At 47.2% G+C, this 24181-nt stretch carries 21 protein-coding genes, 1 tRNA gene and 1 other RNA gene; 20 read left to right on the top strand and 3 right to left on the bottom strand.

All coding sequences use genetic code 11. The features are described from left to right. Nucleotides 1–59: 59 nt before the first annotated feature. Nucleotides 60–527, bottom strand: a complete 468-nt coding sequence (locus J3491_RS05420; protein ID WP_075101995.1) for an Lrp/AsnC family transcriptional regulator — start codon at nucleotides 525–527, stop codon at nucleotides 60–62. Nucleotides 528–743: 216 nt separating this feature from the next. Here J3491_RS05420 and J3491_RS05415 point away from each other — a divergent pair, with 216 nt between their 5' ends. Continuing rightward, on the top strand, nucleotides 744–1760 hold the full coding sequence (locus tag J3491_RS05415) for an EamA family transporter (RefSeq protein ID WP_207969431.1): 1017 nt from the start codon (nucleotides 744–746) through the stop codon (nucleotides 1758–1760). Between the two features lie 106 nt (nucleotides 1761–1866). On the opposite strand, the gene smpB is transcribed toward J3491_RS05415, so the two are convergent. After that, nucleotides 1867–2343, bottom strand: coding sequence for an SsrA-binding protein SmpB (smpB, locus tag J3491_RS05410; RefSeq protein WP_075101997.1), 477 nt, complete (start codon nucleotides 2341–2343; stop codon nucleotides 1867–1869). A 223-nt stretch (nucleotides 2344–2566) separates the two neighbouring features. Here smpB and coaD point away from each other — a divergent pair, with 223 nt between their 5' ends. From coaD to J3491_RS05315, 19 genes are all read left to right on the top strand, one after another. Then, entirely contained in the window at nucleotides 2567–3085 is a 519-nt protein-coding gene (gene coaD / locus J3491_RS05405; RefSeq protein ID WP_075102063.1) for a pantetheine-phosphate adenylyltransferase, read from the top strand. A 97-nt stretch (nucleotides 3086–3182) separates the two neighbouring features. Continuing rightward, a complete protein-coding gene (locus tag J3491_RS05400; RefSeq protein ID WP_207969430.1) occupies nucleotides 3183–3431 on the top strand; it encodes a YfhL family 4Fe-4S dicluster ferredoxin in 249 nt (82 codons plus the stop codon). A gap of 111 nt (nucleotides 3432–3542) precedes the next feature. After that, nucleotides 3543–4856 (top strand): adenosylmethionine--8-amino-7-oxononanoate transaminase, encoded by a 1314-nt coding sequence (bioA, locus tag J3491_RS05395; RefSeq protein WP_207969429.1) that lies wholly within the window; start codon nucleotides 3543–3545, stop codon nucleotides 4854–4856. Then, nucleotides 4853–5578, top strand: a complete 726-nt coding sequence (bioD, locus tag J3491_RS05390; RefSeq protein WP_207969428.1) for a dethiobiotin synthase — start codon at nucleotides 4853–4855, stop codon at nucleotides 5576–5578. The genes bioA and bioD overlap by 4 nt, the downstream gene beginning before the upstream one ends. Nucleotides 5579–5664: 86 nt before the next feature. Further along, nucleotides 5665–6021, top strand: an RNA gene (gene rnpB / locus J3491_RS05385) — RNase P RNA component class A. Nucleotides 6022–6193: 172 nt separating this feature from the next. Next, nucleotides 6194–6270 (top strand) — tRNA-Met (locus J3491_RS05380). A gap of 245 nt (nucleotides 6271–6515) precedes the next feature. After that, on the top strand, nucleotides 6516–7328 hold the full coding sequence (locus J3491_RS05375) for an ABC transporter permease (RefSeq protein WP_207969427.1): 813 nt from the start codon (nucleotides 6516–6518) through the stop codon (nucleotides 7326–7328). 61 nt (nucleotides 7329–7389) lie between these two features. Beyond that, a complete protein-coding gene (locus J3491_RS05370) occupies nucleotides 7390–8061 on the top strand; it encodes an ABC transporter ATP-binding protein (protein WP_075102002.1) in 672 nt (223 codons plus the stop codon). Further along, a complete protein-coding gene (locus J3491_RS05365) occupies nucleotides 8030–9145 on the top strand; it encodes a KpsE/RkpR family capsule polysaccharide export protein (protein ID WP_075102003.1) in 1116 nt (371 codons plus the stop codon). The genes J3491_RS05370 and J3491_RS05365 overlap by 32 nt, the downstream gene beginning before the upstream one ends. Before the next feature lie 71 nt (nucleotides 9146–9216). Then, nucleotides 9217–10986, top strand: coding sequence for a polysaccharide biosynthesis/export family protein (locus J3491_RS05360; RefSeq protein WP_100748903.1), 1770 nt, complete (start codon nucleotides 9217–9219; stop codon nucleotides 10984–10986). 82 nt (nucleotides 10987–11068) lie between these two features. Next, entirely contained in the window at nucleotides 11069–13663 is a 2595-nt protein-coding gene (locus J3491_RS05355; RefSeq protein ID WP_100748904.1) for a capsular polysaccharide biosynthesis protein, read from the top strand. 155 nt (nucleotides 13664–13818) lie between these two features. Further along, nucleotides 13819–15045, top strand: a complete 1227-nt coding sequence (locus tag J3491_RS05350) for a capsule biosynthesis protein (RefSeq protein WP_241900608.1) — start codon at nucleotides 13819–13821, stop codon at nucleotides 15043–15045. Between the two features lie 387 nt (nucleotides 15046–15432). Next, nucleotides 15433–17232 (top strand): translation elongation factor 4, encoded by a 1800-nt coding sequence (gene lepA, locus J3491_RS05345; RefSeq protein ID WP_100748906.1) that lies wholly within the window; start codon nucleotides 15433–15435, stop codon nucleotides 17230–17232. A gap of 105 nt (nucleotides 17233–17337) precedes the next feature. Beyond that, nucleotides 17338–18240 (top strand): signal peptidase I, encoded by a 903-nt coding sequence (gene lepB / locus J3491_RS05340; RefSeq protein WP_207969426.1) that lies wholly within the window; start codon nucleotides 17338–17340, stop codon nucleotides 18238–18240. 223 nt (nucleotides 18241–18463) lie between these two features. After that, nucleotides 18464–18856: a DUF4845 domain-containing protein gene (locus J3491_RS05335; RefSeq protein ID WP_241900609.1), complete on the top strand. Its 393-nt coding sequence runs from the start codon at nucleotides 18464–18466 to the stop codon at nucleotides 18854–18856. Between the two features lie 93 nt (nucleotides 18857–18949). After that, nucleotides 18950–19747, top strand: a complete 798-nt coding sequence (rnc, locus tag J3491_RS05330) for a ribonuclease III (RefSeq protein ID WP_100748908.1) — start codon at nucleotides 18950–18952, stop codon at nucleotides 19745–19747. Between the two features lie 334 nt (nucleotides 19748–20081). Beyond that, on the top strand, nucleotides 20082–21098 hold the full coding sequence (gene era / locus J3491_RS05325; protein WP_075102064.1) for a GTPase Era: 1017 nt from the start codon (nucleotides 20082–20084) through the stop codon (nucleotides 21096–21098). Between the two features lie 70 nt (nucleotides 21099–21168). Then, nucleotides 21169–21966 (top strand): DNA repair protein RecO, encoded by a 798-nt coding sequence (gene recO / locus J3491_RS05320; RefSeq protein WP_100748909.1) that lies wholly within the window; start codon nucleotides 21169–21171, stop codon nucleotides 21964–21966. A 93-nt stretch (nucleotides 21967–22059) separates the two neighbouring features. Next, nucleotides 22060–22839 (top strand): pyridoxine 5'-phosphate synthase, encoded by a 780-nt coding sequence (locus J3491_RS05315; protein ID WP_198411584.1) that lies wholly within the window; start codon nucleotides 22060–22062, stop codon nucleotides 22837–22839. Between the two features lie 59 nt (nucleotides 22840–22898). Here J3491_RS05315 and J3491_RS05310 read toward each other — a convergent pair whose 3' ends face one another. Continuing rightward, nucleotides 22899–23663: a prepilin-type N-terminal cleavage/methylation domain-containing protein gene (locus tag J3491_RS05310; RefSeq protein WP_153045422.1), complete on the bottom strand. Its 765-nt coding sequence runs from the start codon at nucleotides 23661–23663 to the stop codon at nucleotides 22899–22901. Between the last annotated feature and the right edge of the window lie 518 nt (nucleotides 23664–24181).

The raw sequence follows: 24181 nt of genomic DNA, 5'->3' as shown, positions 1-24181 counted from the left end.
AGCGTTGTTGGCATTGATTGTCCTGATTGTTACTGTCCTGACTGTTATCAGCATTACTGTCAGTCGAGCAATATTTTGGTGCCGCTTTTGGTAAAGTTCATTACAAACTGGCTCTTAAAGCCCCGCACATTATTGTCATAAGTGAGTAGGCCTGTGGTAAACCGATGATAGTCTTGCATGTTTTTGGCATTGACCATCAACATAAAATCCGCATCGCCCGACACCTCATAGCAGCTCATCACTTGAGGCTGCGTGTGCATCAAGCGCTCAAACCGATGCTGCATCGAGGTGTTGGAGCGCGCCATCTCGACCATCACAATCGCCGTCAGCCCGTAGCCCACCTTACTTGGGTCGACGATGGCCACTTGTTTGGTGATGACGCCGTCACTGACAAGCGTTTGGATACGGCGCTGTGCGGTGGCGACAGAGACATGGACTTGCTCGGCCACCGTCTTTAGCGGCAGCGTTGCATCGTCTTGTAGCAAGTTTAAGATGGCTTTATCAATATTGTCTAATGTATGACTCATCTTTCTCACCTCTGGTTAAAAGTATTATCACTATAAATCGAAAGTTGATAAATAATATAGTTTTATAGTACTTACTCGATAAATAAATTCAAAATTCTACTTATATAGAGATACTATCCCATAGTGCCTTAGTAAAATAGTCGGCAACAAACAGAGCTCATCAATAAAAATAATAACTGAACGCTCAAACGTCTATTCAAACTTATGGTGCTAACTATGTCTATCTCAACGCTATCTAACGTATTCGCGAATACACTCATCACCACTGTTTCGCGCGTGCCATTGCCTACGATGTGGACAGCAGGCAGCATTCAGCAACGTACCTTAATAATGGGCGCGGCGTTGGCGGTATTGTCCAATGTATTGTTTGGGGTGCTGTACGCCTATAGCAGTTTTTTGGCACCGTTATCGGGTACGCAAGTGTTTATCTGGCGGATGCTGGCGATGTGGGCGGCGCTGGTAGGGTATTTACTGATAAGTGGGCGTCTGGGCGGACATATCCATAAGCTCAAAGCGTTGACAGGCGCCAAGCAGTGGGCATGGCTGCTATTACCAACGCCGATATTTTTAAGTCAATTTTGGTTATTTATGTGGGCACCGGTCAATGGACAGGGCGTACAGACGGCGATGGGCTATTTTTTATTTCCGCTGATGATGGTGGTGTTTGGCTGTGTCCTATTTGGCGAAAAGCTGAGCCGTTTGCAGTGGCTGGCCGTTGGCTTTGCCGCCCTCGGCGTCGGTAGTGAAATCGTCCGTACCCACAGCGTGTCGTGGGCGACGATTTGGGTGTGCGGCACCTATCCTATTTATTATATTTTGCGCCGCTGGCAGGGCATCGGGGCGGTGACGGGGTTGTTGGTGGATTTGACCATTTTTGCGCCATTCGCGCTCGCGTATTTATGTTTGTTTGCGCCGAGCAGTGTCGCGCTGGTGAGCGGCTCTGGATTTTTTATTTTGATGCTGGCAGGATTGGGCGTGCTGAGTGTGCTGGCGATGAGAACCAATGTCGATGCCAGCCAGCTGCTCCCTGTCAATGTTTACGGCATGATGAGCTATCTGGAGCCTGCGTTGCTGTTTATTTTGGCAATCACGGTCTTGGGCAATCCATTTGAGTCGGCGATGATATATAGCTATGGGCTGATCTGGCTCGGTATTGTGTGTTTACTGCTCCATGGTATCCGTCAGCTGCGCGGTACCAAAAACGAGACGTTAGGTACAAAAGCTGCCGCTTAACGCATGTACGTACGCTGGGGTGATATTTATAATAAAACAGGACGATTTACGCGGTGGTAAATCGTCCTGTTTATCAGCTCGATAGGAGCAACGCCTGCCAGAGCATTTAATCCAAATGCTGCTTAAAGCCGCGCTGCTTATCGCGCTCCCAGTCGCGGTCTTTCAGGGTTTTACGTTTATCGTGTTGCTTTTTACCGACGGCAAGGGCGATCTGACACTTGACCATCGAGCGCTTCCAGTAGCAAGACAGCGGCACACAAGCATAGCCTTTTTGATTGACCGCGCCATACAGTTTATCGATTTCACGGCGGTTGAGCAGCAGCTTACGGGTACGGATGCTATCGGGGCTAATGTGCGTCGAGCTAGATAGCAGAGGCTGGATATGAGCACCAAACAAGAAAGCCTCACCATTACGAAAGGTAATATAAGCCTCGGTGATGGACATTTTGCCTGCACGAATGGCTTTGACTTCCCAGCCTTGCAATGACAAGCCTGCCTCAAAGGTTTCTTCGATAAAATACTCGTGCCGCGCTTTTTTATTGGCGCAGATTTGATTGTCTGGTTTTTTTGCTTTTTTTGACATAAATTCTCCATCAGGATGTCAGTGTACTGCATCCTTGTCTTACCATTCCTCATCCAAGACCATCGGCGGGCCTACTATGTGAGATGAGTCGAAGCGCTTATTGTAGCAAAGCAAAGGGGCAAAAGGTAAATCGGCTGTTAGGACAAATGTAGCAGATAAGTATTAAATGTAGGCAAAATTTGCTAGCATGTGCAGTATCATTAACGACCAGATTAACACTGCTATGAATTCAGCAAATGTCGCCCATGCTTCAAAGCTTCAGACCAAGATTTTATACCCTGGCACCTTTGACCCCATTACCAATGGCCATGTCGATTTGGTGACGCGCGCGACCAAATTGTTTGATGAGGTGGTCATTGCCGTGGCATCAGGGCACCACAAAAAACCGCTGTTTAGTTTTGAGGAGCGGGTGGCCTTGGTCGAGACGGTGTTTGCAGATTTGCCGCAAGTGTCGGTGGTGGGTTTTGAAGGTTTGCTCGTGGATTTTATGCGCCTGCAAGGTGCCACTGCCGTCTTGCGTGGCCTGCGTGCGATGTCGGATTTTGAGTATGAGTTTCAGCTGGCCAATATGAACCGCGAGCTCGATGAAAATTTTGAGGCGGTGTTTTTGACGCCATCGCAAAACTACTCGTTTATCTCATCGACGATGATTCGTGAGATTGCCAAGCTTGGCGGCGATGTCAATAAATTTGTGCCGCCTTGTGTCTCGCAAGCTTTTGCCAAAAAGCTCACGCTTAACTAGCCGTCACCGTTTATCTGCTGACAGTTATTTTATCCTTCACCAAACTCGCCAGAGTAATCTGCCGCGCTTGTTATTAGTCATACATAAGGAGCAGTTTATGGCATTGTTCATCACTGACGAATGCATCAACTGTGATGTCTGCGAGCCTGCTTGCCCAAACGAGGCCATCTCTGAGGGCGATGATATATATGTGATCGACCCTGACCTGTGCACAGAGTGTGTCGGCCACTTCGATGAGCCGCAGTGCGTGGTTATCTGTCCTGTCGACTGTATTCCAAAAGACCCCGATCATGTCGAAACCGAAAGCGATTTATTGGCCAAATACAAGCGTATCACTGGTCAATAATGCGCTGAGATGCTACTGCCCAACAACGCCTAGGAATAATATGATGAATACGGATATTCAATTGCCTATACACTTTTTTCAACATACATACTTTTCGTTTGCGAGCGGACGATGAGTATGTCTACCAGCGACTTCGACCACCAGCACTTGTGGCATCCCTATGCCAGCTTGCCGCCTACTTATCCAAATATCGTCATTGACCATGCCGAAGGTATCTATATCGTCACTCAAGATGGCACGCGCCTCATAGATGGCATGTCGTCATGGTGGGCAAGCGTGCATGGCTATAACCATCCGGTGCTCAATGCGGCAATGACTCATCAGCTCGGCAAAATGGCGCATGTGATGTTTGGGGGCTTGACCCATCAGCCGGCGATAGACTTGGGTGAAAAACTGCTCTCCATCGTACCAACAGGCCTCGATGCTATTTTTTATGCTGATAGCGGCAGTATCGCGGTGGAAGTGGCATTAAAGATGGCGCTACAGTATCAGATTGCTGCCAAGCGTCCGCAAAAGTGCCAGTTTGCCTCGACGCATTCAGGCTATTATGGCGATACCTGGCATGCGATGAGCGTCTGCGATCCTATCAATGGCATGCATAGCTTATACGGTAAGCAGCTGCCGGTACAGCATTTTGTCCCAGCCCCGCCATTGGGATTTGAACATAAATTAACGCAAGACGTGCGCGATGAATTAACCCAGTTTTTTGCTAAACATAGCGCTCAGCTTGCCGGATTCATTATCGAGCCTGTCATTCAGGGCGCAGGCGGCATGCGCTTTTATAATCCGGAGTATTTGCAGTTACTGCGGCAGTTATGTAATGCGCATGATGTGCTGTTGATTACCGATGAGATCGCCACAGGCTTTGGCCGTAGTGGTAAGCTGTTTGCCTGTGAGCATGCCGATATCAGCCCCGATATCATGACCGTGGGTAAGGCGCTAACGGGCGGCTATATGACCTTTGCGGCCACCTTATGCACCCGCCATATTGCCGATACCATTCATCACAGCGACTATCCTGCACTGATGCACGGGCCTACCTTTATGGGTAATCCGCTGGCTTGCGCGGTCGCTTGTGCGTCGATTGATTTGATTTTGTCTTACGATATCGAGAGGCGTACGGCAGAGATGCAAGCTGTTATGGAGTCGCAGCTTGCGCCTGCAGCGACATTGGATGGTGTCAAAGAGGTACGTTGTTTGGGCGCGGTCGCTGTCATTGAATTGGATGAAGCGGTCGATATGCCCGTTTTCCAATCCTTATTGATTAAAAATGGCATTTGGGTCAGACCCTTTGGTAAATTGGTCTATATCATGCCGCCCTATGTCATGACGGATGATGAGCTGGTGACGCTATGCCAAGCGCTACTGATTGTCGTTACCTCTTATTTAAATCAAACTTGTGCCACCAATAGAGCTACTATATGAGTGTGCTATTTATCTCCGGTATCGATACCGACATTGGCAAAACTTACGCCACTGGCATGCTGGCTAAGACCTTGATGCAGCAGGGTATAAATATCATCACCCAAAAGCTGGTACAAACGGGCGTTGGGGTTGATTTGGCCAGTGGTGAGATGAATATTGCTGATGATATTGTTACTCATCGCCAGTTGATGGGTGTACCGCTACAGCCGTGTGACCTTGCTCACACCACATGCCCTTATCGTTATAAAAAACCAGCGTCGCCGCATCTGGCAGTCAGACTGGCTGATGATGTGTTAGACCCTGATGTCATCACTCAGGCGACGCGGCAATTGCAAGTAAACTACGATGTGGTGTTGCTAGAAGGGGCAGGCGGCTTGCTCGTACCCATAACCGAGCAATTACTGACGCTAGATTATATTGCCACCCAAGGCTATCCAGTAGTTTTGGTGACCTCAGGTCGCCTTGGCAGTATCAATCATACTTTGCTTAGTCTTGAGGCCATCAAGGCGCGCGGTTTAACGCTGCATAGCGTGATTTATAATCCCATTCATGATAATGCGGCTCAGACAGATACTGAGATTGCGACGAGTACCATGGCGTTTTTACAACACCATCTGCAGCAGTACTATCCGGCCACGTACTGGCTGACCCTGCCCTATATAAAGCAAGATAAGCAACGCCATGCTCTGCCATATTTTTATTTACCAAATGGTTTTATCTGAAGCGGCCACAAGCGATTATTTGACGAGGCGAAATTAGTCACAAAAGATATTCCCAGATGAGGCTTGGGTTTGCTATACTAGCGCCCTTGGTAGACTAGGCGATCGCCGCTGCACACTGGCAACAGATGCGCAGGGGAGGAAAGTCCGGGCTACATAGGGCAGCGTGCCAGCTAACGGCTGGGCAGGGTAACCTGACGACCAGTGCAGCAGAGAGGAGACCGCCCCGCGCAAGCGAGGTAAGGGTGAAAGGGTGCGGTAAGAGCGCACCGCGTGGCCAGCAATGGTGCACGGCATGGTAAACTCCACGCGTAGCAAGACCAAATAGGCATCGGCATGGCGCGGCCCGCGTTCGATGCGGGTAGGTTGCTTGAGCGTATCAGCGATGATGCGCCTAGAGGAATGATCGTCCACGACAGAACCCGGCTTATCGGTCTACCAACTTTTTTATGCTTCGTTTTTTAAACGTTGTGTTTAAGCATTGTTTTTACGCTTCGTTTGTATAGTTAGCAGTGATGTTTTTGCGCTTAATTTGAATAAAATTCATTTTTTTTGCAAAAAAAGCCAATTAGGGGTTGACGATATCCACCTCTATCGGTATTATACCGAGCCTTAAATGGCGATGTAGCTCAGCTGGTTAGAGCGCACGACTCATAATCGTGAGGTCGAGAGTTCAAGTCTCTCCATCGCCACCATATATCATAAAACCTAATCAGTTTTAAAAAGCCAATCTTTTATGATTGGTTTTTTTTTGCCTAAAATAATTTAAAAACTCTATCAGGCTGAGGTTTTTATCATGAAACCACTTAGAAAAGAGCCATTAAGCTTACGGATTTCTTACTATATCATTGGTTTATCGGTTTACTCACAGATTAATTCTTGTAACTTATGTCCTGCTTACTTATCATAGGGGCTGTTTTCGGTAAAGTCCTGTAACGCCATGTCTGTACAATTGCCTCCTTATCGTCCCATCAAGCACCGTAGTGGCCTTAAAGTCATGGGTGCGGCATTTCATGCGTTGCTGATGCGTGAGCTACAGACGCGCTTTGGTGGCTATCGTCTGGGCTATCTGTGGGCGCCGCTTGAAGTCTTGTTCCAAGTGCTTATCTTTTTGGTTATCTTTGGCGTTATCATCGAGCGCGCTTTACCAGGGATGGGTTTTCCGCTGTTTTTGGTGACAGGTATGGTGCCTTTTCGCATGTTTCAAACGATAGCGACGAGAGCATTAGGCGCTGTTGAAGGAAACAAAGGCTTGTTGATGTATCGCTCGATACGTCATATCGATGTCATTATTGCTCGATCGGTATTAGAGCTGATCATCTATTTTATTACCTCGATTATTTTGTTAGTTGGTTTGGCCTTTTTTGATATTTATGCCAGCTTAGAGAATCTACATATCGTACTGTTTTGCTGGATCACACTGTTTTTATTTAGTTTTGGCATTGCACTGATGATGATGGTTATTGGTTATTATGGTGGTGAGATTAGCAAGGTGATTACCATTATATTTACCATCTTGTACTTTGCTTCTGGCATTATTTACCCGATTCATGTGGTGCCAGAGCCATACTTTAGCTACCTGCTTTATAATCCTTTTATTCATAATATCGAGCTGATCAGGCATGCTTTTGCCCCTAATTATCCCGCTTATCATATTGATATCACCTATTTTTTAAAGTGGACAGTGGCTGTCAACTTCTTAGGTTTGCTCATGTATAAAGCGGTAGAAAAAGATCTAATACGCTCAAAATAAAGCTCGTAGTATTTCATTTTTATGATATTTATAATATCTAGTTTTATTTTATGGTAAATAAATGATTGAAGTTAAAAACATTTCTAAGTCATTTATGACAAAAAAAGGTCGGCATTATCTTTTTAAAGATCTCAATCTGACCATTGGTGATAAACAAAGTGTTGGCCTGCTCGGGCGTAATGGCGCGGGTAAGTCAACCTTGCTGCGTATCATCTGCGGACTTGATGAGCCAGACCATGGCGAGATCATCACCGACTCTACCATTTCATGGCCAGTCGGCGTGGCAGGGGGCTTTCAAGGCAGTTTGACGGGTCGGCAAAACGTCCGCTTTGTGTGCCGACTGTATTCGAGCGGGGCATATATCGATGAAAAAATTCGTTTTGTCGAAGAGTTTGCGGATATTGGCAACTATTTTGATATGCCGGTCAAAAGCTACTCATCTGGTATGAAGGCTCGTTTGACCTTTGGGCTGAGTCTGGCGTTTGATTTTGATTATTATATGCTCGATGAGGCTGGGGCGGTGGGTGACGCGGCTTTTCGTAAGCGCAGCGAAGAGATTTTGGCCGCCCGCCGTGAGCAAGCAGGGTTTTTGATAGTGTCGCATAATATCGGTGATATTAAGCGTAACTGCGATATTGGTATTGTATTAATGGATCAGACAGCACACGTCTTTGAAGATACAACAGAAGCGATTGAGGTTTATGAAAAGCATATCCACAAAGCAAAAAAGTAAGATAATTAACCTCTCGTTATTTATCGGCTTAGTCATACTGCCTTGGGTGCTCGTGATATTTTATGTCATGACGCTGGCTCATCCGCGTTATATATCGACCGCTGATGTGGTGGTAAAGCAAGTCAGCGAGTCAAGTGTGCCGTCCGGTGGTGGGCTATCTGCGCTACTGGGTGTCAATAGCACCAGCAAAGAAGACGCCACCTATCTGACCGAGTACATCTTATCGAATGATATGGTCAAGCGCCTTGATGATAAGTTTAAGTTTCGCGAGGCTTATTATGTCGATGGTTCAGACCCCATCTATGAGATTGATCCGGATGCCACGCAAGAAGAGCTACTCGATTACTTCAAAAAGCGGGTACACATCAACCTCGATGAGCAAAGCTATGTGCTGTCGGTAGCGACAGAAGCCTTTGATTCACGCTATGCGTTTGAGCTAAACAAAACCATCTTGAACGAGTCTGAGCAATTCGTAAACCGTATCTCACAAGAAGTCGCGCGTGATCAGTTGGTGTTTGCCGAAACCCAATTAGAAGAGTCACAAGATCGCCTAAACGACGCCAAAGAAAAACTACTCAATTATCAAAACACCAATGAGATTTATGACCCGCAGGCCAACGCCCAGATTATCAATCAGCTGATTGGCAGCCTACAAGGACAGCTGAGCTCTCTACGTACTGAGGAGCGGCAACTGCTTAGCTATCTCAATCCTGATGCGCCGCAAGTGGTGTCGATCAGAAGCCAAATTAAAGCGATTGAAGCGCAAATTCGTCAAGAGCAAACCAAGCTGACCTCGCCAAATACCACCAAGCTAAACCGTCAAGCGGTGCAGTTTGAGACCATCAAAGCGGATGTGGACTTTGCCACAGAGCTGTATAAGCTATCGCTATCATCACTTGAAAAGGCGCGCCTAGAAGCCTTTAAAAAGATGAAAAACCTGATTGTGATCTCAACCCCTTATGAGGCCGAAGAGGCGTTGTATCCACGCCGCGCTTATATTATTTGGACATCACTTATATTGTTATTGATATTCTACGGTTTTGTGCGTTTGGTGATGGCCGTTGTCCGCGATCATCGTAGCTAGTTTTGCGGTCTGCCAGCTTTGACCGACCAGATATCACTAATGATCGACAGATCAGTAAAGGAAGTTAATTCATGAATACGAAACCACGTGCGATCGTGATGATGATAAGTGTGGCGATGGCTGCTATGAGCATGTCAGCAAACGCCGTCAGTTATGCCGAGCAAATGGCAGGCTCTAGCTTTGGTACAAGCGCCAATAATGCCAGCCAAGATCAAAATCGCAATAATATCAATGTCTCAACCCAAGCGTTTGCTGGCGGTGTACCCGGGCAGGCCACCACCCAAGAAGCGGTGAATGCCGCCAGCTTGCCCAGTCAGTCGGTTATTAACACCACCCGCCCTTACCAAGACATCAACACCCAAGACATGATGTTTGGTGAGCAGCTATTTCGCGGGGCTTTTTCGACCACCTCCGGCTCGACCTTTAACGACAGCTATGTGATCAACCCAGGCGACAATGTCCAAGTACGCATGTGGGGCGCTTATCAATTTGCCTCCACCATGACAGTCGATCCACAAGGCAATATTTTCTTGCCAAACGTCGGTCCGGTACGTATCGCTGGGGTTCAAAACGGCAACTTACAAAACGTGGTCAAAAGCGCGGTCAATCGTATTTATCGCTCAAACGTCGGCGTCTATGCTTCTTTAGAGCAAGCACAGCCGGTCAAAGTATTTGTCACCGGTTTTGTCAAGCAGCCTGGTTATTATGGCGGGCTGGCGGCGGACTCGGTGCTGTCTTATCTCGATAGGGCGGGCGGCGTCGACCCGACACGCGGCAGCTTTATCGACATTCAGATCAAACGCAATGGCCAAATGCTCCAGCAAGTCAATCTTTATGATTTTTTATTGGCCGGTAAGTTGCAGCCTTTTGCCTTTCGTGATGGTGATGTGATTACAGTGGCCCCGCAGAAAAAAACCTTTGAGGTCAGTGGTCAAGTACAAAACGAATATACCTTTGAGTTTGATGTCAACGACCTGACCATCGGTGATGTCTTGCAAGTGGCCAATCCTGCCGCCAACGCCACCAACGTCAGTATTACCCGCAGTGCAGGCCGCGCCCAGACGGCGGAGTACTACTCACTGGCAGAGGCGCAAAACGTGCCTGTCTATAATGGCGATCAGATGGTGGTGACCTCAGATCGCTATGCTGGGACGATCGCAGTGCAGGTAAAAGGAGCACATACGGGCAATGGCGCGATGGTGGTGCCCTATGGCGCCCGTCTCAAAGACATCGTGCCGCAATTGCAGCCAAGCCCGCTGGCTAAGTTGACGCATTTGACCATTTATCGTCAGTCAGTCGCTGAGCAGCAAAAACGCATGATCAATGAGTCGCTTGATCGCCTAGAAGAGCTGACACTTGCCACGCAGTCAACGACCCGTGAAGAGGCAGCACTGCGTCAAGATGATGCCGCTTTGGTCAAACAGTTTGTGGCAAAAGCGCGGAATGTACAGCCAGATGGTCAGATCGTTGTGGTACCAAACTCATGGCAAGACATTATCCTTCAGCAAGGCGATGTCATCGAGATCCCCGCGCAGACGTCTGTGATTACGGTCAATGGACAGGTACGCGCGCAAGGGGCGTTGACCTTTAACCCGGATTATACCGTCGGCGATTATGTGGCCAATTCAGGCGGCTTCGGTGATAATGCAGATACCAAAGAGATTTTGGTTATCCACCAAAATGGCGCCAGCGAAGTGGTGAATACCGCTTATCGTATCCAGCAAGGCGATGAGATTATGGTGTTGCCAAAGGTTAAAACCAAGCGAGTAGAGATTGCGCGCGGACTGTCGCAGATTTTCTATCAGTTGGCCATCGCTGCAAAAGTGGTGCTGGATCTATAACGACTGATAGGCGTTTTATAGGATAAGGTGTTTATACTAAAATATCAGTGATTGGTAAATCACTGATTGACAAGGGGAAATAATGGCAAACAGCGTCACAGATGAAGGCAAAATCGCCTCTATATCGGCCTTTGATGATACGCTGTTTTTGCCCTTAACCCAGCGCTTGCAGCCGATGCAACTGGCGGTAATTGGCAAAGGTATGCAGCGTAATAATCGTTTGCTGCCACAGGTGTTGCGTGCTGATATTCAGCGCTGGCATCCGTGGTCAGCAGGGCAACAAGGTGTCATGGCCACTGCTGCCTCACTGCTGTCTAGGCTGCCCTTACCAAACCATATCAAAAATCAGGTCAAAACCATATCGAAGCCTCAGCCTGAGGCTTTTATCGGTTGGGGACGCAAAAAAAGCTTTCAGCGCGCGCGCAAAGCCGCCAGCAAACAAAGCTGTGCTGCGCTGAGTATCGAAGACGGCTTTTTGCGCTCATTAGACTCTGGCATCAGTAGCCGCCACGCTGTCAGTGTGGTCGTCGATGATGTGGGTATTTATTTTGATTTGACCCAAAGCTCGCGCTTAGAGCAGCTTATCGTTGCCCGCGCCAGCTTTGACAATCATAACAATCGTGACAGTGCTGGGCATCATGCGCTGCATCACCGTCGTGCCCAGCAGCTGATGTCACGCATCTGTGCAGAAAAGCTGAGTAAATATAATGCGGTGACGACTTGCCCCTCACTCAATGAGTTGGCAAACAGTAAAGCGGCAAAGCGAAAAGTCGCCAATACCGCAAGCACTCCTCGGCCGCCACATATCTTATTAATCGATCAAGTCGCAGGCGATGCCTCTGTCAAAGGGGCTGGTGCAGATAAACGTCAGTTTAGGCGTATGCTAAAAGCTGCTTGCCGCAATCATCCGAATGCCCATATTTGGATAAAAGCACACCCTGCCGCCCGCACAGGTTATCTGACTGGTCTCAAACTACCCAAAAACGTGCAAGTGTTGACACAGGTGCTCAATCCTATCGCCTTACTGGCGCAGGTCGATCATGTGTATACAGTCAGCTCGCATATGGGTTTTGAGGCGCTGATGCTCGGCAAGCAGGTGCATTGTTTTGGGGTCAATTGGTATAGCGGCTGGGGGCTGACAGATGATAGCGGTGCGCCCAAACGCTTGTACCATACGGTCATGCAACGTCGTCAAAGCTTTGCGATGAGTTTGCCGCCGTCAAACCCTCAGCCTAATTTAGCCTTATTTCCACCAGCTTTTTCTCAAACGACCTCTAAAGCTAATGTGACAAGAAACGTGAGCGCAACTTTAGAGGTACTGTTTTATAGTGCTTATGTCGATTATAGTCACTATGTTGATCCTGCGAGCAGAAAATCGTGCGACATAGAGGCGGCGATTGAGTGGCTGGTGACCAACCGTCACTGGCAAGCGCAGCTGGCAGGTCGTTTGACGGTTTATGAATTTAGCCGCTGGAAGCTGCCATTTGTTAAGGCTTTTTTGGATTTGCCGCGTACTGATTTATTTATCAAACCAAAACCTCGTCTAAAAAACCTGCTGCATCCTGATCATTTACGGGTGGATTATCAGCAGCCGTTACTGGTTTGGGGCTTAGCAAAGCGGCAGCAGATACAACAAAAACGCCAGCGCAAGCAGGTGGGTTTTGGCGCAGATAGCCCAGCTATCTACTGTATGGAAGATGGTTTTATCCGCTCCAACGGTCTGGGCGCAACGCTACTGGCGCCTTTATCTGTGGTGATAGATAAACAAGGCATTTATTACGACGCCACCGAGCCCTCGGATTTGGAGACGCTGCTACGCTACTGTCAGCCGCTAAGTCAGCCGCAGCGTCAGCGCGTCCAAAACCTACAAACCAAACTGCTCACCCAGCGAGTCAGTAAATACAATGTGGGTGCGAGCATCAGTCGTCAGGCAAGTCGTGATGGCAGCTGGCTCATACAGGCAAAGCAGTCTGGCAAGCGTCGCCTCCTCATCGTTGGACAAGTAGAAGATGATCTCTCTGTACAGCACTGCGGGTCAATGATCAAAAAAAACCGTGATTTGATCGCGCGCGTTAGGCAAGACAATCCTGATGCATATCTCATTTATAAACCGCATCCCGATGTGGAGGCAGGACTGCGCGCTGGCAAGGTAGGCGCTGATGGCTTACAGCTGGTAGATGCGGTCGCTTATGATACCGCGATGCCTGATTGCCTAGAAGGGGTCGATGCGGTGCACACCATCAGCTCGTTGACAGGCTTTGAGGCGCTGCTTCGCAGTTTGAGTGTGACGTGTTATGGTCTGCCATTTTATGCAGGGTGGGGGCTGACCACAGATATCGACGCGCAGCTGCCGCCAAAATCTCAGTATCTGGCCAGACGTAATCGCGGCACTCCTTTATCGCTTGAGCAGCTACTGTATTGTACTCTGATTCGCTACCCGTTATATCGTCTGCCAGATGGCCATGGGCTGGCGCAAGTGGAGCAGGTCATCGACTATTTGTACCCGCCTGATGACGATGCTTTGATGGTCAGTCCAGAGACTTCTATTACTCCCAGCACCAAGAGCCCTATGCGCGCTTTATTACCAACGCCTACCCAATTAAAACGCCGCGCCGCGACGCGTTTTATGCAGTATCGCCATCAGTGGCAACAGCGTCTCAGCAATAAACCGCACTAACCTTATCTCAACAATCAACGTAAATCCCCTGCGACAGTCATGCCTTTTTTAGGTATAATTGCCTGTCGTTTATGCGGTTTTTTTGTATACTAGCCTGTTTTGATGCGACTTTCTTTTTCTTTGATTAATGGTAATTTGATACTATGACAGCTTCGATGTCTCATCTGCTTACTCATCGACATGTCTTGCTATTACAAGGAAAAATGGGCGGTTTTTTTCATCGTTTCTCAAGTTTTTTGCAAACGCAAGATATCAAGGTCAGCAAGATTAACTTTAATGCTGGCGATGCGCTGTTTTATCATCATCCCAATACTTACGAATACACAGGCACATTGGCGCAGTTTTCGTCGTGGTTGTCTGCTTTTATTCAAGAGCAAGGGGTTGATGCCATCGTCTGCTTTGGCGACTGCCGTCCGCACCATACTCAAGCGGCGCGGGTCGGTGAGCAGCTAGGCACCTCATTTTTCGTATTTGAAGAAGGCTATTTGCGCCCTGATTACATTACTTTGCAGGAGCATGGCATCAATGGCTACTCACGCCTTAATACGGCTGATATCAAGGCGCTGAAAAAAGCCAACGACCAGCCGCTCTATACGCATAATCGCTTTTATCGCTTGAGCGTCGCGGCCATCGTTTACTATGCGGCCACTTGGCTGTATAAAAGCCGCTACCCGCATTATTCCCATTATCGTGGTATGACCGCCTGGCAAGAGGCAATCGCTTGGCTAAAAGCGCCGTGGCGCAAGCTGCGTGGCTACTTACCTGACAAGCGCTTACAACAGCGGCTAACGCGGCAAGACAGCAACAATTATTTTTTGATTAGCTTACAGGTGCATAATGACTCGCAAATCACTCATCACAGTGACTATCGTGATGTGGTGCAGTTTATTGACGAGGCCATCGCAAGCTTTGCCCATCATGCCGATGCTGCGCAGCTGCTGGTATTTAAGCATCATCCGCTAGACCGAGGTCATCGGGATTATCGTGAGTTGGTAGCAAGTTTGGCAGCGCGCTACCAAGTCGCAAATCGGGTGTTTTATGGCTGTGATATGCATCTGCCCACCTTGATGAAGCACAGTATCGGAATGGTGACCATCAATAGCACCACGGGTCTACAATCGGTATATCATAAAAAACCGACCAAGGTCATGGGCCGCGCTATCTATGACACTCCCAAACTGACGGATCAAAAACCACTTGATAAATTCTGGCAGCAACCAAAGGGCCCCGACAACGAGTTTTATCTGCGCTTTCGTGAGTATCTGATAGAGCAAACCCAGCTAAATGGTGCTTTTTATGGCAAGTCGCCATGGATATATAAGTATCTAAGCGCGACAAAAGACACTGCCGATTCAGCGTTTTCTGAGAGTAAGATGCCCTAAAAATAACGGGGATAAACGTGAAATATCGCAAAAGACACAGACGCGATAAACAAATTAGCCAACAATCTGTTGCCTTCTTTTTTTCTGTAGCGTTATCGGCTTGTAACGTCACTGGTAAATCCTCTGCCAACGAATAAAATCGCCTTACTTTATAGTGGAAAACTGCTAGAATACGCTTTTATGTTTGCGCATAACGGTTGGCGTCTTCAGTGGTTGATTAAAGACAGTGATACCGGATGTCGGTCTGATAATGTCTGGATCTTTATGGCTCATTTATGGGCTGCCAGTTTTTAGATAGCGACTTTTTAGATAGCGACCGTGTGACATGCGCCTGACAGCATTTGCTCGAATCTTTTATTCTATCACCCTTAATTTAGTAGGCGCTTTGTGACTGCATTAGCAAATATTCGTAACTTTTCAATCATTGCCCACATCGATCATGGCAAGTCGACGCTTGCCGATCGTTTTATCCAGATGTGTGGTGCCTTGCAAGATCGCGAGATGCAAGCGCAGGTACTCGACTCTATGGATATCGAGCGTGAGCGCGGTATCACGATTAAGGCGCAGTCGGTCACTTTGTTTTATGACCATCCAAATGGCGAGCGCTATCAGCTTAATTTTATTGACACGCCAGGCCACGTCGACTTTTCTTATGAAGTGTCGCGCTCACTTGCTGCCTGTGAAGGGGCGCTGCTGGTGGTGGACGCCGCGCAAGGCGTCGAAGCACAGTCGGTGGCCAACTGCTACACCGCGGTCGATCAAGGTTTGGAGGTTATGGCAGTCTTAAATAAGATTGATTTGCCACAAGTAGAGCCTGAGCGCGTGATTCAAGAGATTGAAGACATCATCGGGATTGAAGCCATTGATGCGCCGCGTGTCTCTGCCAAATCAGGTCTAGGCGTCGATAAGCTATTAGAAACGTTAGTAGATGTTATCCCTGCGCCAACAGGCGACCGCGAAGCCCCGCTACAAGCCCTTATCATTGACTCTTGGTTTGACAGCTATTTGGGCGTGGTATCGTTGGTCCGTGTCCGTGAAGGGACGGTGAAAAAAGGCGATAAGATTTATATCAAATCGACCAAAGAGTCTCACCCTGTCAGCTCTATCGGTGTCTTTACGCCAAAACCTGTCGACACCGGCGTCCTAGAAGCAGGGGAAGTGGGTTTTGTCATCGCTGGTATCAAGGACATCGCAGGCGCGCCGGTGGGTGATACCATCACGCATGCCAGCACGCCTGACGTTGAGCGTATCCCAGGTTTTCAGCAAATCACTCCGCAGGTCTATGCAGGCATGTTCCCTGTCGATGCCAATGATTTTGAAAAATTCCGTGAAGCCTTACAAAAACTACAAATCAACGACGCCTCGCTTTTCTTTGAGCCAGATACCTCGGATGCGTTAGGGTTTGGTTTCCGCTGTGGCTTTTTGGGCATGCTGCATATGGAGATTATCCAAGAGCGCTTAGAGCGCGAGTATGACTTGGATTTGATCACCACTGCACCATCGGTGATTTATGAGATTGTCAAAAAAGACGGTGAGATTATCTATGTCGATAACCCATCGAGATTGCCTGAGCCAAACAACATCGAAGAGTTCCGCGAGCCGATTGCTCGTTGTCAGATTTTAGTACCGCAAGATTACTTGGGCAACGTCATGACTTTGTGTATCGAGCGCCGCGGCGTACAGGTCGATATGCGCTTTATGGGCAAGCAAGTCCAGCTGATCTTTGATATTCCGATGGGTGAGGTGGTCATGGACTTCTTTGACCGTCTAAAATCAGTCTCGCGCGGCTTTGCCTCATTGGATTATAACTTTGAGCGTTATCAAGTCGATAAGCTGGTGAAAGTGGATGTACTCATCAATGGTGATCGAGTTGATGCGCTAGCGATGATTGTCCATCAGGACCAAGCACGCTTCCGTGGCAATCAGCTAGTGACCAAAATGAAAGAGCTGATTCCGCGTCAGATGTTTGATGTGGCGATTCAAGCGGCGATTGGTAGCCAGATCATCGGTCGTAGTACGGTCAAAGCCATGCGTAAAGATGTCCTAGCCAAATGTTATGGCGGTGACGTGTCACGTAAGAAAAAGCTGTTGTCTAAGCAAAAAGCGGGTAAAAAACGTATGAAGCAGGTGGGTAGCGTCGAGATTCCACAAGAAGCCTTCTTAGCCGTGCTGCAAGTGGATAGCTAAGAGTACATGCTGCTTTGGTAAAGGTTTGATAAAAAATACGTCACATATGGTTTGATCTTATCGAGGCTGCAATAAGATAAGCCGCTCGTTAATAGGCAAGTTATTATGGATTTTGATTTTAATTTAATTTTAGTGCCATTAACCATCGGCTTAGGTATCATTTGGCTATTAGATAAGTTGACCCTCAAACAGCGTAAGACTCGCGGACGCGGCAAGGAGAGCTTATTGGTCCGCTGGGCTTATGACTTTTTCCCCGTATTGGCCGTGGTGTTAGTGGTACGTTCATTTTTGATTGAACCTTTTAATATTCCCTCGTCATCGATGGTGCCTACGCTGTACACAGGCGACTTTATCGCAGTCAATAAGTATGCGTATGGTGTGCGTCTGCCTTTGACGTACAATAAAGTATTGGACACAGGCGAGCCTGAGCATGGCGACGTGGCCGTGTTTCGCTATCCAGAAAACCCAAGTATTTACTACATAAAGCGTGTGATTGGTCTGCCAGGGGATACGGTGAGCTATGATAACGGGACGCTTGCGATCAATGACGTACCAGTAAAAACCAAGCCTGTCAGCTTTACGGCCAATACAGATCTGACGTCTCAGCTTTATTTACCAGGACAGATTGCCCCCGGTCAAATACTCACCGAAGAGAGCGCTGCTGCCATGGGCCAGCAAGAAGAGCGTGAAGCGCAGTATTTTTCCGAAACTCAAGGGGATACGACGCATCTTGTGCGCTATTTGACCGATATGAATAGTGCGCAATATGCGCCTTTTTTGCAGCAACAAGCGCCAGAAGTGGTCAGCTCTGAGGGTGCACAGTGGCGTATCCAGGTACCAGAAGGTCAGTATTTTGTGATGGGTGATAACCGTGATCGCAGTGCTGACGGCCGGTTTTGGGGTTTTGTGCCCGAGCAAAACCTAGCGGGCAAAGCGGTCTACATCTGGATGCATAAGCTACCAGGCCTAAACCTGCCCACTTTTGCACGTAACGGTACGATTCACTAACCGTAAAGGCTGACTAGAGCGTCTCTTCACTTAGGGTTTGGTTTGAGGCAGCGCGTACAAGCATGATATGTCTGCTGATAAAAAGCAGCAGCGCCGCTATTGGTTTTTTTATCGATAATAGTTTTGTGCTAATATTGTTACTATCTAATCAACAATCGCCTCATAGGTAGGCGGCGGTTAAAAATAGTGATTTATCAATATGGACCAGTAGAGGAAAAGGATCATGCAGCAGATATCTGGCTTGGCAACGCAGCGCGGTGCAAGTGTGACCAGTATCGTTTTAGTCATTATGGTTTTGGGTGTTGCTGCCAAACTCATCGTTGCTATCGTACCCGCTCACATCGGTGATTACCAGTTAAATAAGACTTTGAATGCCCAGCTAAAAGAGTCGAATAAGAATAATGAAACCGCCAGACAGTACGTCGAACGTGTCAATCGGCAGCTATCTATCAATGCTGATTATGACACCAAAGCAGAGGACGTCTTTACCTTTACCAATAAAAAAACGGGTCAACTGGCGATTCATAAGCAGTATGCGGTCACCAATAATTTCTTTGGCAATGTCGATATCGTCAATCGTTTTGAGGCCGATATCGATATGAATAGCGCAGAGTAGTGCAGCCGAGCTGCCGATGATTTTTATAACGCATTTATCATTCCAACCATTCACCACCTCAGTAAAAACAGAAGGGATAACCATAAGCCACGCATGAAACCAACTTCGCAGCATTCCCAAGCGGTTACTACTCCCAAAAAAAATAGCACGTCTGTCGACAACCACGTTGTGAGTACAGAGTTTATCCAACGATTAGCGGTTTTGACGCGCAAATTAGGCTATGTGTTCAACGATTTGAGCTTGCCAAAGCTTGCGCTGACGCACCGCTCTTTTGACAGCAAAAAAAACTACGAGCGTTTAGAGTTTTTGGGTGACGCCCTGCTAGGGATGATCGTCGGAGAAGCTTTGTACCATCGTTATCCGACGCAAAATGAAGGGCGATTGACGCGTATGCGAGCCACTTTAGTACGTCAAGAGTCGCTGGTAATCATCGCGCAAAATCTTGAGCTTTCCAACCATTTGATTTTAGGCGTGGGCGAGCGTAAAGGTGGCGGACGCAATCGCGCTTCTATCTTGGCCGATGCTGTAGAGTCTTTGATTGGGGCGATTTACCTAGATAGCCAAGACATGGACATCACGCGCCAGTGCGTACTGTCGTGGTATGGGGATTTGATCGACAATGTCAACGATCAAAAAGCCTTAAAAGATGCCAAAAGCCGTTTGCAAGAGTGGCTACAGTCCAAGCAATTTGATTTACCACATTATGAGCTATTAGAGACTCGAGGGAATGCGCCGCATCAGATATTTGTGGTGCGCTGCCATGTTAATATCAATGAATGCCCTGACATTACTGAGTCTGGTGAGAGTCGCCGTATCGCTGAGCAAAAAGCGGCCGAGCTGATGATTAATCAGTTGCACAAGCTGCCAAACTCTGCCAAAAAACGCTTATAGCAAGTGATAAACCCACAGCCTTACATATAATATGGTTATTGCAAGTAATATGGTTATTGCAAGGCAGTTTGTCCACATTGATTTTACTCGTCTTGACCGCATATATTATAAAAGTTCACCGATTTATTAGCCCATAACGCAATGGATGTTTTAATATTGGTGATAATGCACCATTTAACGCCTAGTGATTTTTTATCAAACACCGTTTGGCTGGTGATAAACCCTACAGGATTACCTTATGAGCAATCATTCTGATTTGCCATCACACAATGCAGATAATACTGACAATATGACTGAAAACACCCCCATGCCCGCAGACCAAAATCAGGTAGCAATGAGCACAGACGAGATCAATCAGTCAGAAGATGTCTCATTAGAAAACGATGCCGCCATTGAGGCGTTTTTTGCCCCGAGTAGCCAGACGCGTATCGCGGAAGATTTCAAGTCGGGCTATGTGGCGATTGTTGGTCGTCCAAACGTGGGTAAATCGACGCTGATGAACCACTTGCTTGGGCAAAAACTGTCTATTACCTCGCGCAAGCCGCAAACCACCAGACATCGTATCCACGGTATTTTGTCAAACCATGAGATGCAAGCGGTGTTTGTCGATACGCCGGGTATCCATCGTAACGAAGTACGGGCGATCAATGAGCGTATGAACAAAGCCGCGGTTTCAGCCTTGGTCGATGTTGATTTGGTGCTGTTTGTGGTCGATTCGGATCAATGGCGTGATGATGATCTGCTTACCTTGCAAAAACTTGGTGAGACAGATCTGACCGTGGTATTGGTCATCAACAAAGCCGATACCTTAAAGGATAAAGGTACGCTCTTGCCCCTGATCGAAACGTTCCACGAAAGCTTTGACTTTGCTGATATCGTTCCTGTGTCTGCGCTAAAAAACCAAAACCTAGATCGCTTACAAGAGGTGATTGCCTCACACTTACCAGTGGCGTCGCCTATTTATGACACCGAGCAAATCACCGACCGTTCAGAGCGTTTTTTGGCCAGTGAAATCATTCGCGAAAAGATCATGCGCAGTGCAGGCGATGAAGTGCCCTATGATTTGACCGTGCAAATTGATGAGTTTAAAGACGAGCCTGCGCATACAGATGCCAAAACTGGCCGTCCACGCAAAGCTTGTACCTTTATTGATGCGACCATCTATGTGGAGCGTAGCGGACAAAAAGCCATCGTCATCGGAGATAAGGGCCAGCGTATCAAGCAAGTCGGCATGGACGCTCGCAAGGATATGGAGCAACTGTTTGACAAAAAAATCATGCTGACCTTATGGGTAAAAGTCAAACGTGGCTGGTCTGATGACGAACGAGCCTTGACCAGTTTGGGCTATTGATAAGCAGCGATACCGATAGGTATAGCCGTTTTTAAGCCACCTGATAAGCATGGGTGCTGAGGTAATAGACATGCGTAACGAAGCGTTGACAGGTTACTTATTGCATCAGCGTCCTTATCAAGAAAAGCGCGCATTATATTGTCTTTTTTCTCAGCAGCATGGGGTTATACATGGGGTTGGCAAAAAAGGCGCACCGCTATTTATGCCTTTGCAGCTATTTGCCAGTGGCAAGCGTGATTTAAAGACGTTTAGTCAAATCAACATCGCTGTACACAGTAATAGAGATGGAAAAGCCTCTTTAGATGCTCATCCCGATAATGCAGCGGTAGATGACGCTCACACGCTTGCTGCCATGCCTTATGAGACAATCACGGGTCAGCAGCAGTATTCGGCATTGTATCTCAACGAGATATTGTGGCGTCTTTTGCCAACCGAAGATCCAATGCCGACACTGTGGCAGCACTACCAAAACAGCCTATACCAACTCAAACAGCCTTTAACCCAGCAGCAGCTGCGTCTATGCTTGCGTCAATTTGAAAAGTACCTATTTGATGAACTTGGTTTTACCCTGACTCTCAGTCATGACAGTATGCAAGACGCGATTGTGCCTGAGGGACTATATCGGTTTTTGCCAGATGCTGGGTTTTTGGCCATATCGCGTGACACCATAGAGTCTGAGCGTTTAACAAGTGCCAGTGGCTATGCGGTGTTTTCGGGTGCAGATATCATAACAATGGCGCAGTCAGGCATCACTACCACGACGCTAGACGACTGGTCAAAACTACATCGTCATCTGATTGATCATTTATTAGAGTATCAGCCCCTGCAAAGTCGATTGTTGTGGCAGCAGCAGCGGCGCTATCAATGATTACGTCTAGTAGTAGTCACGTTTATCAATCAATCGTTACGTCTATCAATAGTCATGCCTGTCTATTAGGTCTCGTTATTAAAAGGATGTCTTATGACCACTTCTTCATTATCCACCGCTCATGGTACTTTGCAAAAACCTTTGTTAGGCGTCAATATTGACCATGTAGCGACATTGCGTCAAGCACGCGGTGTCAATTATCCAAGTCCTTTGGCAGCGGCCTTATTATGTGAAAAGGCGGGCGCCGACGGTATCACGATACACCTACGTGAAGATCGTCGCCATATTCAAGATGCTGATGTCTATGAGATAGCGGAGCAGCTGACGACGAGAATGAATTTAGAAATCGCTGCAACAGAGGAGATGCTAAAAATTGCCAGTGAGGTCAAGCCATACTGGGTATGTCTGGTACCTGAAAAGCGTGCTGAGCTAACCACAGAAGGCGGTCTTGATGTCGCAGGGCAACTGGCTTGGTTGACTGATTATATCGGTAAGCTACAAGCTGCGGGCATTAAAGTGTCACTGTTTATTGACCCTGACGACAAACAAGTCGCAGCAGCCATCGAGTGCGGCACGGATGCCATCGAGCTACATACCGGTGCTTATGCCGAAGCAGGTTTGGCCGGTGATACAGGTGCCCAGCAAAATGAGCTTGCGCGCATCAAAGCGGCGGTTGCGACTGCGCAACGTCTCAATAACCAGCTACTGGTCAATGCAGGTCATGGCCTCACACGTGACAATGTCCATGCCATTGCACAGATAGAAGGGATTTATGAGTTAAACATCGGCCATGCGCTCATCGCAGATGCCGTATTTGCCGGACTAGAACAGGCCGTCGTGATGATGAAAGACGCGATGTATAAAGAAAGCTAAAAAACCTGCGTAGCTAGTTAATTAGAGGTTGCCTATTTAGAGACCATAATAAATAAGGCTCATTTATCACATTGAGTGGGGTGGTTTTCATTAAGCTTTTGCTTAACAATGCCGCCTTGGTTGAAAGAGATGAGATACATGGCTTTATTATAAGTGGCCGTTGGGCAGTATTTTATATGACCAAAGTGCCCACGCGGTTTGCCACTATCTCCCCAAAACTTAGTATAGTGGCGTCTGCCGCCTACGCGTAACATGACCTTACTGTGTTTTAGCTTCAGTGACTGCTGCACCAATAGCTGATCAACCTGCGTATCGAAGTGCTTGTTGTTATTTTTATCGATAAATAATAAAAGGGTTTTGTCACTGTTTCTATGACAGCGGCCACCTGCGTTTGATAAGCACAGCAACACGTTTTGTCTTCTGATAAAACTTTCAGCCTTGGCTAAAGCAAGTGTATCCTCTAATTGGTTTTTGACGCGTTCAGCTTCCATCCGCGCCAGCTGCGTCTGTATGGCTGGTGCCGCCATCATCGCTATAATAGCCATTATCGCCACAGTGATAATAAGCTGAATTAAGGTAAAACCCTGACAACTTTTATATACGTGCGGACAATTCGTGATCTTGGGTTTATCTAATGAAGTGATTGGATACGGTAAGCGGGGCGACCAGGCTATATAGTCTTTACCTCTCTTATCTTTACCTCTCTTATAAAGCAAGTAACGTCTTGCTTTGTCAAATAACAGTGCACCCAAGACCAACGTTACTTTACCAGCGCAACCAACGCGGCAAATTCTAAGTAGCTCTATCCTAAGTAGCCAGTTCATGAGGCGTGTAACCTATACTAAGTGAAGGAATCTAATAACGGGGTCTCACTTATTTCCTTGTTACTTCATTGTATATTTGTATTTTCAAATATATTGCTGGTTTTTTATCAAAGTGCCATTATTTTGCTTTACATAAAACTGTGTAAATACACTATAGTCTACAGTGAATAAATGTCGACTTATGTAGTTTAAACAAAATATATGTCTACTGTCAAAAAATGTTTCAATTGGTGAATGCTGGGTTTTAGCAATAGAGAAAAATTACTAACTGTATTAAAATACGCTCAGACAGTAGGTATTGTTAAGTGAACTATCTATTGCGAACTGACATACAAAAGATAAAAAGCGTAAGGTGTGTTAGTTCTAGGTAACTTAAGCTGGTTATTGTGTTTTAGTTACGACATTATCGTGTAATAATGTGTAGCTCGTTAACGAAAAAAGTTGTAAACTGAATTGATAATCGCTAAGCTACTCCTTAATTGGTTTTGCTTTGTAACTTAAAATTCGTAAGAGATGTC

Origin of the sequence: Psychrobacter halodurans (assembly GCF_017498075.1) — a bacterium.
Classification (GTDB): domain Bacteria; phylum Pseudomonadota; class Gammaproteobacteria; order Pseudomonadales; family Moraxellaceae; genus Psychrobacter; species Psychrobacter celer.
This window is presented reverse-complemented; position numbering and strand designations above follow the sequence as displayed.

Excerpts from the sequence above, each read along its gene's own strand:
- J3491_RS05420 (WP_075101995.1), bottom strand. The coding sequence starts at position 527 with ATGAGTCATACATTAGACAATATTGATAAAGCCATCTTAAACTTGCTA.
- J3491_RS05415 (WP_207969431.1), top strand. The coding sequence starts at position 744 with ATGTCTATCTCAACGCTATCTAACGTATTCGCGAATACACTCATCACC.
- smpB (WP_075101997.1), bottom strand. The coding sequence starts at position 2,343 with ATGTCAAAAAAAGCAAAAAAACCAGACAATCAAATCTGCGCCAATAAA.
- coaD (WP_075102063.1), top strand. The coding sequence starts at position 2,567 with ATGAATTCAGCAAATGTCGCCCATGCTTCAAAGCTTCAGACCAAGATT.
- J3491_RS05400 (WP_207969430.1), top strand. The coding sequence starts at position 3,183 with ATGGCATTGTTCATCACTGACGAATGCATCAACTGTGATGTCTGCGAG.
- bioA (WP_207969429.1), top strand. The coding sequence starts at position 3,543 with ATGAGTATGTCTACCAGCGACTTCGACCACCAGCACTTGTGGCATCCC.
- bioD (WP_207969428.1), top strand. The coding sequence starts at position 4,853 with ATGAGTGTGCTATTTATCTCCGGTATCGATACCGACATTGGCAAAACT.
- J3491_RS05375 (WP_207969427.1), top strand. The coding sequence starts at position 6,516 with ATGTCTGTACAATTGCCTCCTTATCGTCCCATCAAGCACCGTAGTGGC.
- J3491_RS05370 (WP_075102002.1), top strand. The coding sequence starts at position 7,390 with ATGATTGAAGTTAAAAACATTTCTAAGTCATTTATGACAAAAAAAGGT.
- J3491_RS05365 (WP_075102003.1), top strand. The coding sequence starts at position 8,030 with ATGAAAAGCATATCCACAAAGCAAAAAAGTAAGATAATTAACCTCTCG.
- J3491_RS05360 (WP_100748903.1), top strand. The coding sequence starts at position 9,217 with ATGAATACGAAACCACGTGCGATCGTGATGATGATAAGTGTGGCGATG.
- J3491_RS05355 (WP_100748904.1), top strand. The coding sequence starts at position 11,069 with ATGGCAAACAGCGTCACAGATGAAGGCAAAATCGCCTCTATATCGGCC.
- J3491_RS05350 (WP_241900608.1), top strand. The coding sequence starts at position 13,819 with ATGTCTCATCTGCTTACTCATCGACATGTCTTGCTATTACAAGGAAAA.
- lepB (WP_207969426.1), top strand. The coding sequence starts at position 17,338 with ATGGATTTTGATTTTAATTTAATTTTAGTGCCATTAACCATCGGCTTA.
- J3491_RS05335 (WP_241900609.1), top strand. The coding sequence starts at position 18,464 with ATGCAGCAGATATCTGGCTTGGCAACGCAGCGCGGTGCAAGTGTGACC.
- rnc (WP_100748908.1), top strand. The coding sequence starts at position 18,950 with ATGAAACCAACTTCGCAGCATTCCCAAGCGGTTACTACTCCCAAAAAA.
- era (WP_075102064.1), top strand. The coding sequence starts at position 20,082 with ATGAGCACAGACGAGATCAATCAGTCAGAAGATGTCTCATTAGAAAAC.
- recO (WP_100748909.1), top strand. The coding sequence starts at position 21,169 with ATGCGTAACGAAGCGTTGACAGGTTACTTATTGCATCAGCGTCCTTAT.
- J3491_RS05315 (WP_198411584.1), top strand. The coding sequence starts at position 22,060 with ATGACCACTTCTTCATTATCCACCGCTCATGGTACTTTGCAAAAACCT.
- J3491_RS05310 (WP_153045422.1), bottom strand. The coding sequence starts at position 23,663 with ATGAACTGGCTACTTAGGATAGAGCTACTTAGAATTTGCCGCGTTGGT.